At 40.1% G+C, this 16,404-nt stretch carries 15 protein-coding genes, 1 rRNA gene and 1 pseudogene; all 17 read left to right on the top strand.

Features of this window, described 5'->3' with window-relative positions; all coding sequences use genetic code 11:
• The first annotated feature begins 79 nt into the window (after nt 1-79).
• The 17 genes and pseudogenes from QFZ28_RS01865 (at nt 80) to QFZ28_RS01785 (ending at nt 16,388) form a co-directional block, all read left to right on the top strand.
• Complete coding sequence (locus QFZ28_RS01865) at nt 80-817, top strand: vWA domain-containing protein (protein WP_307196923.1); 738 nt, start codon at nt 80-82, stop codon at nt 815-817.
• The gene (locus tag QFZ28_RS01860; RefSeq protein WP_307196922.1) at nt 786-1,802 is read left to right on the top strand and encodes a protein kinase domain-containing protein; all 1,017 of its coding nucleotides are present in this window, start codon (nt 786-788) and stop codon (nt 1,800-1,802) included. Before QFZ28_RS01865 ends, QFZ28_RS01860 begins: the two co-directional genes overlap by 32 nt.
• Nucleotides 1,803-1,956: 154 nt before the next feature.
• On the top strand, nt 1,957-3,042 hold the full coding sequence (gene tilS, locus QFZ28_RS01855) for a tRNA lysidine(34) synthetase TilS (protein ID WP_307193095.1): 1,086 nt from the start codon (nt 1,957-1,959) through the stop codon (nt 3,040-3,042).
• A complete protein-coding gene (tilS, locus tag QFZ28_RS01850) occupies nt 3,029-3,346 on the top strand; it encodes a tRNA lysidine(34) synthetase TilS (protein ID WP_307193094.1) in 318 nt (105 codons plus the stop codon). The genes tilS (QFZ28_RS01855) and tilS (QFZ28_RS01850) overlap by 14 nt, the downstream gene beginning before the upstream one ends.
• Nucleotides 3,347-3,372: 26 nt before the next feature.
• A complete protein-coding gene (gene hpt / locus QFZ28_RS01845) occupies nt 3,373-3,918 on the top strand; it encodes a hypoxanthine phosphoribosyltransferase (RefSeq protein WP_307193093.1) in 546 nt (181 codons plus the stop codon).
• Nucleotides 3,919-4,052: 134 nt separating this feature from the next.
• Nucleotides 4,053-5,999, top strand: coding sequence for an ATP-dependent zinc metalloprotease FtsH (ftsH, locus tag QFZ28_RS01840; protein WP_307193092.1), 1,947 nt, complete (start codon nt 4,053-4,055; stop codon nt 5,997-5,999).
• Nucleotides 6,000-6,109: 110 nt separating this feature from the next.
• Nucleotides 6,110-6,895, top strand: coding sequence for a type III pantothenate kinase (locus QFZ28_RS01835; RefSeq protein WP_307196921.1), 786 nt, complete (start codon nt 6,110-6,112; stop codon nt 6,893-6,895).
• A gap of 14 nt (nt 6,896-6,909) precedes the next feature.
• Entirely contained in the window at nt 6,910-7,788 is an 879-nt protein-coding gene (gene hslO, locus QFZ28_RS01830) for an Hsp33 family molecular chaperone HslO (RefSeq protein ID WP_307193091.1), read from the top strand.
• 21 nt (nt 7,789-7,809) lie between these two features.
• Nucleotides 7,810-8,706: a peptidyl-prolyl cis-trans isomerase gene (locus tag QFZ28_RS01825; protein ID WP_307193090.1), complete on the top strand. Its 897-nt coding sequence runs from the start codon at nt 7,810-7,812 to the stop codon at nt 8,704-8,706.
• Between the two features lie 166 nt (nt 8,707-8,872).
• The gene (gene cysK / locus QFZ28_RS01820; RefSeq protein ID WP_307193089.1) at nt 8,873-9,799 is read left to right on the top strand and encodes a cysteine synthase A; all 927 of its coding nucleotides are present in this window, start codon (nt 8,873-8,875) and stop codon (nt 9,797-9,799) included.
• A gap of 112 nt (nt 9,800-9,911) precedes the next feature.
• Nucleotides 9,912-10,757, top strand: a complete 846-nt coding sequence (folP, locus tag QFZ28_RS01815) for a dihydropteroate synthase (protein WP_307193088.1) — start codon at nt 9,912-9,914, stop codon at nt 10,755-10,757.
• Nucleotides 10,750-11,109 carry a dihydroneopterin aldolase gene (gene folB, locus QFZ28_RS01810; RefSeq protein WP_307193087.1) on the top strand — a complete coding sequence of 120 codons (360 nt, stop codon included), beginning with the start codon at nt 10,750-10,752 and terminating at the stop codon, nt 11,107-11,109. Before folP ends, folB begins: the two co-directional genes overlap by 8 nt.
• A gap of 2 nt (nt 11,110-11,111) precedes the next feature.
• Entirely contained in the window at nt 11,112-11,639 is a 528-nt protein-coding gene (folK, locus tag QFZ28_RS01805) for a 2-amino-4-hydroxy-6-hydroxymethyldihydropteridine diphosphokinase (protein ID WP_307193086.1), read from the top strand.
• Nucleotides 11,591-11,797: a helix-turn-helix domain-containing protein gene (locus QFZ28_RS01800; protein ID WP_179603544.1), complete on the top strand. Its 207-nt coding sequence runs from the start codon at nt 11,591-11,593 to the stop codon at nt 11,795-11,797. Before folK ends, QFZ28_RS01800 begins: the two co-directional genes overlap by 49 nt.
• A 14-nt stretch (nt 11,798-11,811) precedes the next feature.
• Nucleotides 11,812-12,811 (top strand): annotated as a pseudogene (dusB, locus tag QFZ28_RS01795) (tRNA dihydrouridine synthase DusB).
• A 197-nt stretch (nt 12,812-13,008) separates the two neighbouring features.
• Nucleotides 13,009-14,493 carry a lysine--tRNA ligase gene (lysS, locus tag QFZ28_RS01790; protein ID WP_307193085.1) on the top strand — a complete coding sequence of 495 codons (1,485 nt, stop codon included), beginning with the start codon at nt 13,009-13,011 and terminating at the stop codon, nt 14,491-14,493.
• Between the two features lie 345 nt (nt 14,494-14,838).
• Nucleotides 14,839-16,388: ribosomal RNA gene (locus tag QFZ28_RS01785) — 16S ribosomal RNA — on the top strand.
• Nucleotides 16,389-16,404: the final 16 nt, after the last annotated feature.

The raw sequence follows: 16,404 nt of genomic DNA, 5'->3' as shown, positions 1-16,404 counted from the left end.
GTATATCCTTTAAATATGTATAAATCCCCTCCACAGTGTCGAAAATGGGGGTAACTCGAAAAGTGGAGGGAGAATGAGTATGTATACAGGGAAAATTCGTCAGATTTTATTAATAACAGACGGCTGTTCAAATCAAGGGGAAGATCCCATTGCCATGGCTGCACTTGCAAAAGAACAAGGTATATCTGTAAATGTTATCGGTGTAATGGAACAAGATGTGATTGATGAAAAGGGAATGACGGAAATAGAGGGAATAGCGATGTCCGGAGGCGGAGTCAGCCAAATTGTTTATGCACAGCAGCTCTCCCAAACCGTTCAAATGGTTACAAGAAAAGCAATGACACAGACAATCCAAGGTGTAGTAAACAGGGAATTACAGCAAATTCTTGGGCGTTCACAGACAATCGAAGATCTTCCTCCTGAGAAAAGAGGGGAAGTAATGGAAGTAGTTGATGAACTTGGAGAAACTGTCGAATTAGAGGTGTTGATTCTTGTCGATACAAGCGCAAGCATGAAACACAAGCTTCCAACAGTAAAAGAAGCCCTGCTTGACCTTTCCCTAAGCTTAAATGCACGTACAGGTGATAATCAGTTTGCCGTTTTTGTATTTCCCGGGAAAAAGAATGATGTCGAAAAAATTCTAGATTGGACGCCAAAGCTACAATCTTTGACAAGTATCTTCTCTCAGCTTACAACAGGGGGAATTACTCCAACTGGACCAGCAATCCGTACGGCTCTATCTTCATTTAATTCAAAACGTTCATTAAGGAGTCTCATGACCGGTGATGATGAATCATTCCTTGAAGAGTCGATGTAAAGTAGCTCCAGGCACTGTAATAACAGGGAAATGGCATTCGAATAAATATACAGTTTTAAAGGAACTAGGATATGGAGCAAACGGCATTGTCTACCTTGCAAAGTTTAAAAATTCGCAAGTAGCCTTAAAGATGAGCGATAACGGGATGTCCATTACCTCAGAGGTGAATGTATTAAGGTCGTTTGCAAAGGTCCAAGGGTCTGCCCTCGGGCCTTCTTTACTTGATGTGGATGACTGGAATAGTAACACAGGACAGATTTCATTTTATACGATGGAATATATTCAAGGACCGGACTTGCTGACTTTTATTCAGAATAAGGGGAAATCATGGACAACTGTCCTCTTTCTTCAATTATTAAATGACTTGAATAAACTGCATGAGAATGGCTGGGTATTTGGAGATTTAAAACCAGAAAACTTAATCGTTACCGGTCCAACACCAAAGATTAGGTGCATTGATGTTGGCGGCACAACGATTCAAGGGAGAGCAATTAAGGAATTCACTGAGTTCTATGATCGAGGATATTGGGGATTAGGAACGAGAAAGGCAGACCCTGCTTATGATTTATTTGCTGTTGCTATGATTATGGTTAATACCGTCTATCCAAAACGCTTTAACAAAACAACAGGTGGTCTCCCGCAGCTTAGAGAGGCCATTAGAAGACAAAAAGATTTACATCCATTCGAAAAGGTCATCGTAAAAGCCCTCCAAGGACATTACACAAATGCACTTCAAATGAGAATCGAATTAATGTCAATGACCCTGGGCAAACAAAATTCTGGATCAGTCCATAAATCTACACCAACCACAGCTAATCACAATCGTACCATTCAAACACAAAAGATTGTTCCGACAGGAAGTCAGCCAAAAACCCGGCAAAATTACCGAAAGAAAAAGAAAAAAAGCCGCTGGGCAGAAACATTCATCATCACGATGTCCATTGTACTTTTATACTTTTTGTATATTTTTCAAAAACTTCTTTAATTTTTGAAACTAATGGTTGTTTATAACGTATAAAAGTGAAGGAAAAAAAGACCTAATCCATTAGGTCTTTGTTTTTGATACTTTTGTCATAAAAGTGGTAAGCTAGGGATATTCAAAAAAATGATTAAAGAAACTTTTTAAGGAAGAATGCAGAATGGTAGAAGCAAAGGTAACAGCACTGTTGGATCGCCTTTCATTTGAAATTGAAAATAAAAAAGTGGTGGTTGGCGTTTCGGGCGGTCCAGATTCACTGGCATTGCTTCACTATTTATGGGGGCAAAGGGAAAGAAAAAATCTCTCCATTGTTGCAGCGCACGTTGATCATATGTTTCGTGGTCAAGAGTCATTTGAAGATGCTTTATTCGTGAAAGATTATTGTGAACAAAAAGGTATTCCATTTGAAATGGCACGAATAAATGTACCTGAGATTATTAAGAACACAAAGAAAAACTCGCAGGTCGCATCGAGGCAGGCAAGATATGAGTTCTTTGAAAAAGTAATGAATAAATATGGTTATAACTATTTAGCCCTTGGTCACCATGGAGATGACCAGGTTGAGACCATATTAATGCGGCTTACAAGGGGAAGCTCCAGTGCGGCGAGAGCAGGTATTCCGTTCACCAGGCCTTTCGGAAATGGATATATTTTTCGTCCATTCTTATCCTTAACAAAGGTAGAACTTGTGGAATATTGTCTAAAGCAAAATTTGGTGCCAAGAATTGACCCTAGTAATAAAAAAAGCACTTATAGCAGGAATCGCTTTCGAAAAGAGGTTCTTCCCTTTTTAAAAGCAGAAAATCAACATGTTCACGAACATTTTCAACGTTTTAGTGAAGAACTACAAAGTGATGAAGCACTTCTTCAGGAATTAACTGTCCAAAGAATGAATAAAGTAATGAAAAAGAGAGAAAAGAATAAAATTGCCATTGACATAATTCCATTTTTAGAAATGCCAATTTCTTTACAAAGAAGAGGGATTCAACTAATATTAAACTATCTTTACAAAGTAATACCAGTGTCACTTTCTGCTTTACATATTGATCACGTTCTATCTTTAATTCGACATCAACATCCTTCAGGAACACTTGATTTTCCCAACGGCTTAAAAGTCATTCGATCGTATTCACTACTCTCCTTCCAGTTTGAAGGAAGTGAATCACACACGTATTTTTTTCGAAATGATGGAACCGGGAGTAATAGAATTACCTACTGGGGCAAGTATAAAAATGGATGTTCTTGATGATAAGGAAAACATTGAAATAACAGGATATTATGCATTATTTCCTGCTGACAAGATTAAATTGCCCATTCAGATTCGTACGAGAAAAATGGGGGATCGCATGAACCTGAAAGGAATGTCTGGAACAAAAAAGCTAAAAGATATTTTTATCGATAGCAAAATTCCTCTTCAGGATCGTGATGCTTGGCCTGTAATTACTGACAAAAATGGGTGTATTCTTTGGCTTCCTGGAATAAAAAAATCAGCTTTTGAAGGCATTAATCATTCAACAAGTCAGTATATACTACTCACATATCATAAGTAATGATTCTTCTAGGAGGCACTATTATTATGAAACAGGATATTGAAAAGGTTTTATTTACTGAAGAAGAAATTCAGGGAAAAATCAAGGAATTAGGGGCTCAATTAACTGAAGAGTATCAGGATCGCTTTCCACTTGCAATCGGCGTCTTAAAGGGTGCTATGCCATTTATGGCTGATTTACTAAAACGGATGGATTGTTACTTGGAAATGGATTTTATGGATGTATCCAGCTATGGTACTGCCATGGTATCTTCTGGAGAAGTAAAAATTCTAAAGGATTTAGATACTTCAGTGGAAGGAAGAGACATTCTGATTATTGAGGATATTATCGATAGCGGCTTAACCCTAAGCTATCTTGTTGATTTATTCCGTTACCGGAAAGCAAAATCAATCAAAATTGTTACCTTACTTGACAAACCAACAGGAAGGAAGAGTTCAATTCAGGCAGATTATGTAGGTTTTATTGTTCCAGATGAATTTGTGGTTGGATACGGATTAGATTATATCGAAAAATACCGAAATCTTCCATATATTGGTGTTTTAAAACCGGAAGTATATAGCGATAATCTTTAAGTGAAAACTAAAAAGGCTATTGCAGGTGTCATTTGTCAACAATGCAATACCCAGTTAAAAACAGTAATTTAAGAATTGGAATGATTTTCTATGATACTATCTAAAAAAGTTTTTATCGCGGGAGGAGGTAAGAGATGAATCGGATTTTCCGTAATACCATCTTTTATTTATTGATATTTTTAGTCATTATTGGCGTGGTAAGCTTCTTTAATGGCAGCAACGAACCTACGGATAACATTTCCTACAATGAGTTTGTTGACCATTTAGAAAAGAATGAAGTGGATTCATTTTCTATGCAGCCTGAACGTGGTGTTTTCGAAGTTCGGGGGCAGTTTGAAAAAGGGGTAAAAGACGGTAAGGCCTTTTTAACGTACGTTCCAAATAGTGAAAAAATCTTAGAGCGAATTGATGAAGCAGGTTCCAAGGTAGAAGTGATGCCAGCTAAGGAAACTAGCGGCTGGGTAACATTCTTTACCTCCATTATCCCATTTGTAATCATCTTTATCCTATTCTTCTTCTTATTGAACCAAGCTCAAGGCGGCGGCAGCCGTGTGATGAACTTTGGTAAAAGTAAAGCGAAGCTTTATAATGACGACAAGAAGAAAGCACGATTCAAGGATGTTGCAGGTGCAGATGAAGAGAAACAAGAATTAGTCGAAGTGGTAGAATTCCTAAAAGACCCTAGAAAGTTTGCTGAACTAGGTGCACGTATTCCAAAAGGAGTCCTGCTTGTAGGTCCTCCAGGAACAGGTAAAACATTACTGGCACGTGCAGTAGCTGGTGAAGCTGGTGTTCCTTTCTTCTCAATTAGCGGATCTGACTTCGTTGAAATGTTTGTCGGGGTCGGTGCATCCCGTGTACGTGATTTATTTGAAAATGCAAAGAAAAATGCTCCGTGTATCATTTTTATCGATGAGATTGACGCAGTAGGACGTCAGCGTGGTGCTGGGTTAGGCGGCGGTCACGATGAACGAGAGCAAACCTTGAATCAATTACTAGTTGAAATGGATGGATTTGGCGCTAATGAAGGAATCATCATTATTGCTGCGACAAACCGTCCTGATATTCTTGACCCTGCATTATTACGTCCAGGACGTTTTGATCGTCAAATCACCGTTGACCGTCCTGATGTAAATGGTCGTGAAGCAGTCCTAAAAGTACATGCAAAGAACAAACCGTTAGATGAATCCGTTAACTTAAAAAATATCGCTATGAGAACACCTGGTTTTTCCGGTGCTGACTTAGAAAACTTATTAAATGAGGCGGCCTTAGTGGCAGCGCGTCAGAATAAGAAAAAGGTCGACATGGAAGATATTGATGAAGCAACGGACAGGGTCATTGCCGGTCCTGCTAAAAAGACTCGTGTTATTTCAAAGAAAGAACGCAATATTGTTGCTTTCCATGAAAGCGGGCATACAGTCATAGGATTAATTCTAAATGAAGCAGATATGGTTCATAAAGTTACGATTGTCCCTCGTGGTCAAGCAGGTGGTTATGCAGTAATGCTTCCAAGGGAAGACCGCTACTTTATGACGAAACCAGAATTACTAGATAAAATTGTTGGTTTATTGGGTGGACGTGTTGCAGAAGAGATTGTCTTTGGTGAGGTAAGTACTGGAGCTCACAACGACTTCCAACGTGCAACTGGAATTGCTCGTAAAATGGTTACTGAATTTGGAATGAGTGACAAGCTGGGAGTTGGACAGTTCGGTCAAGCTTCAGGCGGTCAGGTATTCTTAGGTCGTGATATTCATAATGAGCAAAACTATTCTGATGCGATTGCCTTTGAAATTGACTTAGAAATTCAACGCATTCTTAAGGAATGTTATGAAAGAGCTAAAACCATCCTTACTGAAAACAGAGATAAACTTGATTTGATTGCTAAGACTCTTCTTGAGGTCGAAACGCTTAATGCAGAACAAATTGAGTACTTAATTGCAAATGGGCGTATGCCTGAGTCCGCTTCAGAGTTAGAGGGTATTAAAGTGGATACGAAAAAGTCTGATGACATGAAAGTAACAATTAATACGAAAAAGGATGAAGATCCTTCCAGCCAGAATTCTGAGCAGGACAACAAGTAATTTTTCAAAGAGAGTGCTTACAAAAAGCACTCTTTTTTTTCACGAAAAAAAGTAATTGTGATATGATGTTTGCAGTGTGACAAGAAAAATCAGAAAAGTGAGTGATTCTTTTGATTTTCGTATTTGATGTAGGGAATACCAATACTGTTTTAGGTGTATATAAAGGGGAAGAACTTAAATATCATTGGCGGGTAGAAACGAACAGAAACCGAACAGAAGATGAGTTCGGGATGATTATTAAATCCCTTTTTGATGCTTCGGGCCTCTCGTTTTCCCAAATTGATGGCATTATCATTTCATCTGTTGTTCCGCCAATCATGTTTGCATTAGAAAGAATGTGTAAAAAATACTTTCAACTTACTCCATTGGTTGTTGGGCCAGGGATCAAAACTGGACTAAATATCAAGTATGAAAACCCTAGAGAAGTAGGTGCTGATCGAATTGTTAATGCAGTTGCTGCCATACATGAATATGGCGATCCTTTGATTATTGTCGATTTTGGTACGGCAACTACTTATTGTTATATCAATGAACAGCGTCAATATATGGGAGGGGCTATTGCTCCAGGGATTGGTATTTCGACAGAGGCCCTATATTCTAAGGCTGCAAAACTGCCAAGGATAGAGATAGCGCGTCCTGAAGGTGTAATTGGTAAAAATACCGTTAGTGCGATGCAGGCAGGAATTGTTTATGGATATGTTGGTCAGGTCGAGGGGATTGTTAAAAGGATGATTGAACAAAGCGAACAAAAACCTACAGTCATTGCAACAGGAGGATTATCTTCTTTAATAGCCCAAGAATCAAAAATGATTGATATTGTTGATCCATTTTTAACTTTAAAAGGATTACAGCTAATCTATAAAAGGAATATGGATACTATAAGAAATAGCAACTAGAAAGGAGTTACATAATGAGTGATTATTTAGTAAAAGCTTTGGCCTATGATGGTCAAATTAGAGCGTATGCTGTCCGTTCGACGGAAATAGTTTCAGAAGCTCAGCGGCGCCATCAAACATGGCGCACTGCTTCAGCCGCTTTAGGGCGGTCCCTGACAGCTGGTGTAATGATGGGGGCAATGTTGAAGGGTGAAGACAAATTAACGATTAAAATTGATGGGGGCGGCCCGATTGGCGTTATCTTAGTAGATAGTAATGCCAAGGGTGATGTTCGAGGGTATGTATCTAACCCTCAAGTAGACTTTGAAGCAAATGAGCATGGGAAGTTAGATGTTCGCCGCGCGGTTGGCACTGAGGGCACTTTATCGGTCGTTAAAGATACCGGACTTCGTGATTTCTTCTCGGGTCTAGTACCAATCGTCTCTGGTGAGTTAGGTGAAGACTTCACATATTACTTTGCTACTTCGGAACAGGTGCCTTCCTCAGTTGGAGTAGGTGTTCTGGTAAATCCTGATGATACCATCCTTGCAGCAGGCGGATTTATTTTTCAACTAATGCCAGGAATTAAGGAGGAGACCATTACCAAGGTAGAGGAACGTTTAAAAACAATTGCTCCTATTTCAACATTGGTAAAGCAAGGGCTTACTCCGGAAGAAATCTTGAAAGAACTCTTTGGGAAGGATCAAGTAAATTTCTTAGAGACAATGCCTGTTCAATTTAAGTGTGTCTGCTCAAAGAATCGTTTTGCAGATGCAATAGTAGGTTTAGGCAGAGGTGAAATAGACGATATGATTACGGAAGATGGACAGGCTGAAGCACACTGCCATTTTTGTAATGAAAAGTATCTATTCACAAGGGAAGAGCTTGAGGAATTAAAGAGTCAAGCAAAATAAGCAGTTCGGGGGGAGGAACAGTTGAGGCGGAAGCAGCTATGGATTGTGATTGCAGCGCTTATTCTGTTGAATTGTCTAACGCTTATCTTTTTCCTTGCTAAAGTGAAGGAGATAAGCGGGACTGCTATCAGTGAAGAAGTCGTCGCGTCAGTGGGGAAAAGTGAAATTACAAGGCAACAATGGCTCAATGAATTAGAGGTAAGATACGGAAAAGATGTACTTAAGGATATGATTGATCAAAGGGTCATAAAAGAAATGGCTGCTAAATATAACATTAAGGTTTCGGAAAAAGATGTGGAACGCGAATACAGAATCCTTCAAACTACATACAGCTCGCCAGGTGAAAATAAAAAGACAACCGAGAAGAAATGGAAAGAGCATATTCGAAACAGTCTTTTGCAGGAGGAAATTCTGACAAGAGATGTTAAAGTATCTGAGAAAGAAATGAAAGAATATTTTGAGGAGAATAAAGCACTGTTTACCATTCCCGATGCCTACCACGTATCACATATCATTGTGAAATCAAGTGATGAAGCAGAAAAGGCAATCAAGGAACTCGAGCAAGGTTCTAGTTTCTCGGCGCTGGCAATGGAACGTTCCATCGAAGAATTCTCTGCTAATGAGGGTGGAGATATTGGGTATTTAATGGAAGGGGAAGAACGCTTTCCTTCTGAATATTTACAAGCGGTAAAGAAGTTAAAAGAAGGTGCCTGGAGTGACCCCATCCAAGTAGAACAGGGGTTTGCCATTGTTAAGCTTGAAGGAAAAATAAAGGGAAAAAAGTATGCCTATGAAGATGTTAAACAACAAATTCGCCGCGAAATTGCTCTGGAACAAATGAAAAATTCAACGTCTGCCACAACCTTTTGGGAAGAAGCGAAGGTAGAATGGTTCTATGGGAAAACGTCAGCAAACTAAGAGGAAGCACAGAATCATTTCTGTGTTTTTATTTTAAATTTAGAATAATGCTTATTGATAAATTTGGGAATTTTGTACTGCAAAATGGTTGACAAAACTAGTGGAAAGCTGATAAATTTATTATAATACCAATAAAATTACTCGGAATTAAGAAAGAGGTGCTCTAATGGTACGTGTAGCAAATTCAGTTGCAGAATTAGTTGGTCAAACTCCTATTGTTAAATTAAACAGATTAGTAGATGAAAACAGTGCTGAGGTTTATTTAAAGCTTGAATATTTCAACCCTGGCAGTAGTGTAAAAGACCGTATTGCTTTAGCAATGATTGAAGCAGCGGAAGAAAAAGGTTTAATTAAGCCTGGTGTCGATACGATTATTGAGCCTACAAGTGGAAATACAGGTATTGGTTTAGCTATGATTGCAGCAGCAAAAGGATACAAAGCCATCTTTGTTATGCCTGAAACAATGAGTTTAGAAAGAAGAAACTTACTTCGTGCATACGGAGCAGAACTAGTACTTACTCCAGGACCTGAAGGAATGAAAGGCGCAATTGCAAAAGCAAATGCACTTGCAGAAGAAAATGGATATTTCGTACCGCAGCAGTTCGAAAATGAAGCAAATCCTGAAGTACACCGTAAAACTACTGGTAAGGAAATTGTCGAACAAATGGATCAACTTGACGCATTTGTTTCAGGTATCGGTACTGGTGGAACAATCACTGGTGCAGGTGAAGTTCTTCGTGAGAAGTTCCCAAATGTAAAAATTTACGCGGTAGAGCCTACTGATTCACCGGTATTATCCGGCGGTAATCCAGGTCCACACAAGATTCAAGGAATTGGAGCAGGTTTTGTTCCTGCAGTTTTAAATACAGAAGTATATGATGAAGTAATTCAAGTTCAAGCTGAAGAAGCTTTTGCAGCTTCACGCAGAGCAGCAAAAGAAGAAGGAATCCTTGGTGGAATTTCTTCAGGGGCAGCTATCCATGCCGCTTTAGAGGTTGCTAAGAAACTTGGAAAAGGTAAAAAGGTACTTGCGATTATTCCTGATAATGGAGAACGTTACTTAAGTACACCTCTTTACCAATATGAAGGCTAATTCATAACACGAAAGAGGTTATAGCGTATAGCTGTAACCTCTTTTTTTGCTTTAAAAAACAATCTTCTTGTATGATATAAAGAAGTAAACAAATTTTGTGGAGGTTTTAAATATGCATATATCTGGAGATTACAGCATTAAATGCGGACCATATGATTTGGATTTCAATAAAAAAACCTATATTATGGGAATTTTAAATGCAACTCCTGATTCTTTCTCAGATGGGGGCAAATATAACAATATTGAACAGGCTATAGAGCATGCAAAGGTCATGGTTGAAAATGGAGCTGACATCATTGATATTGGCGGTGAGTCGACACGACCAGGATATACCGTTATTTCTGAAGATGAAGAAATTGACCGAGTTGTTCCAGTCATAGAAGCCATCTCTAAGCACGTAAATGTTCCTATCTCCATCGATACATATAAAGCAAAGGTTGCGGAGCGAGCGATTGAGGCTGGTGCCCATATCATTAATGATATTTGGGGAGCAAAAGCAGATGACAAAATGGCGGCTGTTGCTGCAAAATACAATGTTCCTATTATACTTATGCATAATCGACATGACCGAAACTACTCCTTTTTTATAAGAGATGTGGTAAATGACCTTTACGAAAGTATTAACCTTGTAAAGCAAGCTGGGGTTAGAGACGACAAGATTATTCTAGACCCAGGTATTGGTTTTGCTAAGGAATTGAATGAGAATATTTTAATGATGCAGAACTTAGATACGCTCACCGCGCTCGGCTATCCAGTCCTTTTAGGAACATCGAAAAAGTCAATGATCGGACAAGCCTTAAATCTTCCGGTAGAGGAAAGAATGGAAGGGACAGGGGCAACGGTATGTTTTGGTATCCAAAAGGGTTGTCAAATCATTCGTATACATGATGTCAAAGAAATGAGCAGAATGGCAAAAATGATGGATATTCTAATGGGCAAAGGTGTCAACCATGGATAAAATATTCGTTAATCAAATGGAATTTTACGGCTATCATGGTGTTTTCCCTGAGGAAACGAGACTTGGACAGCGTTTTGCCGTAGATTTAATGGTCCATGTTGATTTAAGAAAAGCCGGCGAAAGTGATGAACTGAAGTATTCGGTAAACTATGGAGAGTTATATCAGGTGTGTAAAGAAGTTGTGGAAGGAAAACCTTATAAGCTTGTTGAAGCGGTTGCAGAAAAAATTGCGGAAAGTGTTTTGAAGCAATTTACTCTTGTTTCTGAAGTAACAATAAAGGTAATCAAACCTGATCCCCCAATCCCTGGTCACTATCGGTCCGTGGCAGTAGAAATAACGAGGAGAAGATAAATATGGAAAATACAGCATTTATTGCCCTTGGATCTAATATTGAAAACAGGTATGATTATTTATCGAAAGCGATTGAACACCTTGGAAATCATCCAAAAATTCAACTTGTAAGTTACTCCTCAGTCTACGAAACAGATCCTGTCGGCTACGAGGATCAAGATTTATTTTTAAATATGGTGATCGAGATTCAGACGGACATGGGTGCCCTTGAATTATTAGATTTTTGTTTGAAAGTTGAATTAGAACTTGGTAGAAAAAGGGAAATTGTGTGGGGGCCGAGAACGATTGACCTTGACATTCTTCTTTATAATCAAGAAAATATAAAATCAGAGAAACTTATTATTCCGCATCCAAGGATGCTAGAGCGTAATTTTGTCATGATTCCATTAATGGAGATTAAACCTGATGTAATTGTTCCAAATATAGGAAAACCACTTAAAGCATGGATCAAAGAATTAGCTAACAAAGAAGGAGTCCGAATATGGAAGCGGAAAAATGGGGAAGACGTATTCGAGCCTATCGGAAACTAAAGGGCTACACACAGGAGAGCTTCTCGAAGGAGCTTGGTGTATCAGTATCAATTATAGGTGAGATCGAAAGAGGCAACCGTATGCCTACAGGTGAGTTGCTTAAGAAAATTGGCCAAACCTTAAATATAACCATAGAAGAACTATCACCAAACGAATAGGGAGGTATGATTGTATGTTGAAAATCGGCGACATTGAATTGAAAAATCAAGTCGTTTTAGCACCAATGGCTGGTGTATGTAACTCTGCCTTCCGTTTAACAGTTAAAGAGTTCGGAGCTGGTTTAGTATGTGCGGAAATGGTCAGTGACAAAGGAATCGTACTTAAAAATGAAAAAAACGATGAATATGCTTTATATCGACGAACGCGAAAAACCACTTAGCCTGCAAATTTTCGGCGGCGAAAAGAAAACACTGGTGGAAGCAGCACAATTTGTAGATAAAAACACAAATGCAGATATTATTGATATCAACATGGGGTGTCCTGTTCCGAAAATTACAAAATGTGACGCAGGAGCGAAATGGCTGTTAGATCCTGATAAAATCTACGAAATGGTTGCTGCGGTTGTAGATGCAGTGGGTAAACCTGTAACGGTTAAAATGCGCATGGGTTGGGACGATGAACATATTTTTGCTGTTAAGAATGCTCAGGCAGTAGAAAGAGCTGGCGGCAAAGCTGTTGCACTTCATGGACGTACACGCGTTCAAATGTATGAAGGAATAGCAAACTGGGACATTATAAGAGAAGTAAAGCAATCTATAAATATCCCATTGATCGGTAATGGTGATGTTCAAACGCCGCAGGATGCTAAAAGAATGATCGATGAAACAGGTGTCGATGGTGTAATGATCGGAAGAGCCGCCTTAGGAAACCCATGGATGATTTACCGTACTGTACAATACCTGGAGACAGGAAAATTGATGGACGAACCAACAGTTCGTGAAAAAATGGATGTATGTATCCTTCATCTTGACCGCTTGATTGCCCTGAAGAATGAAGATATTGCTGTACGTGAAATGCGTAAGCATGCTGCTTGGTATTTAAAAGGTGTTCGAGGAAATGCAAACGTGAGAAATGCGATTAACGAATGTAATACTCGTGATGAATTAACAGGAGTATTAAATGGTTTAGCAGCAGAAGTAGAAGAAAAGGAAAGTCAAGTAATAGTAGGCTAAATTTGACTTTAACAACAAGCTTTTCTATAATATCCTTGATTAATGAGCACTGCCAGTGAAATAACTGGCAGTTTTCTTTTATATTTTGATGTCTGAATTGTGGTTATTGTGTAAAATAATAAAGTATGCATAAAAGTGAACTATTTATGGATTAAACCTAAGTTTACATAAAAAGAAGTAATTGGAGTTGATTAAGCATGAGTCAAGAAGAATTAAATGACCAGCTGAGGGTCAGACGGGAAAAAATGAATACGATGCGTGAAAATGGACTAGACCCATTTGGGAAACGCTTTGAACGTACTCATAATATCATTGAATTAGTAGAACAGTATGGAGAGTTAGAGAAGGAAGAACTAGAGGCAAAAAATGTTGAAGTCACTCTTGCAGGCCGGATGATGACTAAGCGCGGAAAAGGTAAAGCAGGTTTTGCTAATATCCAAGATCTCACTGGACAAATTCAGGTATATGTTAGAGTCGATGCAATTGGTGCCGAAGCTTATGAAGTATTTGATTCATCTGATTTAGGAGATATCATCGGTGTAACAGGAACTTTATTTAAAACGAAGGTTGGAGAATTATCCGTTAAGGTTCAAAACTATACGTTCTTAACTAAGGCGCTCCGACCGTTACCAGATAAATTTCATGGACTTAAAGATGTAGAGCAGCGGTATCGTCAGCGTTACTTAGATTTAATTGTCAGTCAAGAAAGCAGAGAGACCTTTATTACACGCAGTAAAATTATACAAGCTATGCGCCGTTATCTTGATGACAATGGCTATCTTGAGGTTGAAACTCCGATGATGCACTCTATCGCTGGTGGTGCATCTGCACGTCCGTTTATAACCCACCATAATGCACTTGATATGGAATTATACATGCGTATTGCGATTGAACTCCATTTAAAGCGTTTAATCGTTGGCGGACTTGAAAAGGTATATGAAATTGGTCGTGTATTCCGTAATGAAGGTGTTTCTACACGTCATAATCCGGAGTTTACGATGATTGAGCTATATGAGGCATATGCGGATTATCAGGACATTATGAGTCTAACTGAAAATCTAATTGCACACATTGCACAAGAAGTATTAGGTACAACTACTGTCCAATACGGAGAATATGAAGTCAACCTCAAACCAGAGTGGAAAAGAATCCATATGGTAGACGCAATAAAGGAATATACTGGAGTAGACTTCTGGAAACAAATGAGTGTGGAAGAAGCCCGCACGTATGCGAAGGAACATGGAGTAGAAATTACTGATCATATGCTTTATGGTCATATTGTTAATGAATTCTTCGAGCAAAAGGTTGAAGAAAAGTTAATACAGCCAACTTTTATTTATGGACATCCAGTTGAGATTTCTCCACTTGCTAAGAAAAACGAAGAAGATCCAAGGTTTACAGACCGCTTCGAATTATTTATTGTTGCGCGTGAACATGCAAATGCATTTACGGAGTTAAATGATCCAATTGACCAGAGAGAACGCTTTGAAGCACAATTAAAAGAGCGTGAGCAGGGTAACGATGAAGCTCATGAAATGGACGAAGACTTTGTAGAGGCATTGGAATATGGTATGCCTCCTACAGGTGGATTAGGAATCGGTATAGATCGTCTTGTCATGCTGCTTACTAATTCTCCATCAATTCGTGACGTATTATTATTCCCATTAATGCGCCATCGTTAATATAAAATAGGCAGAAGCACCAGGTTACTGGTGCTTTGTTGCTTTTAATGAAGAGTAATTTGAAAATTATTATTTTAGTATATTTGATAAATATATTGGAAAAGCTATTGCACTCATTCGGCAAAGATGGTATATTAATATCTGTTGTTGCGAGACAACGAGGTTTTTTAAAAAAGTTTTTAAAAAGTTATTGACATATAGTTAGTAACTTGGTAAGATAATAAAGTCGCTTTTGAGCGATATGATTAATTGCTCTTTGAAAACTAAACAAACAAGAACGTCAACAAACAATTTTTTAGCTTTTTATAAAAGCTAAGCCAACGTAACAAATGAGCTATATCAACTTTCTTGGAGAGTTTGATCCTGGCTCAGGACGAACGCTGGCGGCGTGCCTAATACATGCAAGTCGAGCGAATCTTAAGGTGCTTGCACCTTTTGGTTAGCGGCGGACGGGTGAGTAACACGTGGGCAACCTGCCTGTAAGACTGGGATAACTTCGGGAAACCGGAGCTAATACCGGATAATCCTTTTCCTCTCATGAGGAAAAGTTGAAAGTCGGTTTACGCTGACACTTACAGATGGGCCCGCGGCGCATTAGCTAGTTGGTGAGGTAACGGCTCACCAAGGCGACGATGCGTAGCCGACCTGAGAGGGTGATCGGCCACACTGGGACTGAGACACGGCCCAGACTCCTACGGGAGGCAGCAGTAGGGAATCTTCCGCAATGGACGAAAGTCTGACGGAGCAACGCCGCGTGAGCGATGAAGGCCTTCGGGTCGTAAAGCTCTGTTGTTAGGGAAGAACAAGTATCGGAGTAACTGCCGGTACCTTGACGGTACCTAACCAGAAAGCCACGGCTAACTACGTGCCAGCAGCCGCGGTAATACGTAGGTGGCAAGCGTTGTCCGGAATTATTGGGCGTAAAGCGCGCGCAGGCGGTCCTTTAAGTCTGATGTGAAAGCCCACGGCTCAACCGTGGAGGGTCATTGGAAACTGGGGGACTTGAGTACAGAAGAGGAAAGCGGAATTCCACGTGTAGCGGTGAAATGCGTAGAGATGTGGAGGAACACCAGTGGCGAAGGCGGCTTTCTGGTCTGTAACTGACGCTGAGGCGCGAAAGCGTGGGGAGCAAACAGGATTAGATACCCTGGTAGTCCACGCCGTAAACGATGAGTGCTAAGTGTTAGAGGGTTTCCGCCCTTTAGTGCTGCAGCTAACGCATTAAGCACTCCGCCTGGGGAGTACGGCCGCAAGGCTGAAACTCAAAGGAATTGACGGGGGCCCGCACAAGCGGTGGAGCATGTGGTTTAATTCGAAGCAACGCGAAGAACCTTACCAGGTCTTGACATCCTCTGACACTCCTAGAGATAGGACTTTCCCCTTCGGGGGACAGAGTGACAGGTGGTGCATGGTTGTCGTCAGCTCGTGTCGTGAGATGTTGGGTTAAGTCCCGCAACGAGCGCAACCCTTGTTCTTAGTTGCCAGCATTCAGTTGGGCACTCTAAGGAGACTGCCGGTGACAAACCGGAGGAAGGTGGGGATGACGTCAAATCATCATGCCCCTTATGACCTGGGCTACACACGTGCTACAATGGATGGTACAAAGGGCTGCAAGACCGCGAGGTTTAGCCAATCCCATAAAACCATTCTCAGTTCGGATTGTAGGCTGCAACTCGCCTACATGAAGCCGGAATCGCTAGTAATCGCGGATCAGCATGCCGCGGTGAATACGTTCCCGGGCCTTGTACACACCGCCCGTCACACCACGAGAGTTTGTAACACCCGAAGTCGGTGGGGTAACCGCAAGGAGCCAGCCGCCTAAGGTGGGACAGATGATTGGGGTGAAGTCGTAACAAGGTAGCCGTATCGGAAGGTGCGGCTGGATCACCTCCTTTCTAAGGATAATGCAGT

Origin of the sequence: Neobacillus niacini (genome assembly GCF_030817695.1) — a bacterium.
Lineage (GTDB): Bacteria > Bacillota > Bacilli > Bacillales > Cytobacillaceae > Neobacillus > Neobacillus niacini_F.
Note: the sequence above shows the minus strand (reverse complement) of the source record. Positions and strands in the feature narration are given on the sequence as shown.

Excerpts from the sequence above, each read along its gene's own strand:
- ftsH (WP_307193092.1), top strand. The coding sequence starts at position 4,053 with ATGAATCGGATTTTCCGTAATACCATCTTTTATTTATTGATATTTTTA.
- hpt (WP_307193093.1), top strand. The coding sequence starts at position 3,373 with ATGAAACAGGATATTGAAAAGGTTTTATTTACTGAAGAAGAAATTCAG.
- QFZ28_RS01865 (WP_307196923.1), top strand. The coding sequence starts at position 80 with ATGTATACAGGGAAAATTCGTCAGATTTTATTAATAACAGACGGCTGT.
- tilS (WP_307193095.1), top strand. The coding sequence starts at position 1,957 with ATGGTAGAAGCAAAGGTAACAGCACTGTTGGATCGCCTTTCATTTGAA.
- QFZ28_RS01800 (WP_179603544.1), top strand. The coding sequence starts at position 11,591 with ATGGAAGCGGAAAAATGGGGAAGACGTATTCGAGCCTATCGGAAACTA.
- QFZ28_RS01860 (WP_307196922.1), top strand. The coding sequence starts at position 786 with ATGATGAATCATTCCTTGAAGAGTCGATGTAAAGTAGCTCCAGGCACT.
- folP (WP_307193088.1), top strand. The coding sequence starts at position 9,912 with ATGCATATATCTGGAGATTACAGCATTAAATGCGGACCATATGATTTG.
- folB (WP_307193087.1), top strand. The coding sequence starts at position 10,750 with ATGGATAAAATATTCGTTAATCAAATGGAATTTTACGGCTATCATGGT.
- tilS (WP_307193094.1), top strand. The coding sequence starts at position 3,029 with ATGGATGTTCTTGATGATAAGGAAAACATTGAAATAACAGGATATTAT.
- folK (WP_307193086.1), top strand. The coding sequence starts at position 11,112 with ATGGAAAATACAGCATTTATTGCCCTTGGATCTAATATTGAAAACAGG.
- cysK (WP_307193089.1), top strand. The coding sequence starts at position 8,873 with ATGGTACGTGTAGCAAATTCAGTTGCAGAATTAGTTGGTCAAACTCCT.
- hslO (WP_307193091.1), top strand. The coding sequence starts at position 6,910 with ATGAGTGATTATTTAGTAAAAGCTTTGGCCTATGATGGTCAAATTAGA.
- lysS (WP_307193085.1), top strand. The coding sequence starts at position 13,009 with ATGAGTCAAGAAGAATTAAATGACCAGCTGAGGGTCAGACGGGAAAAA.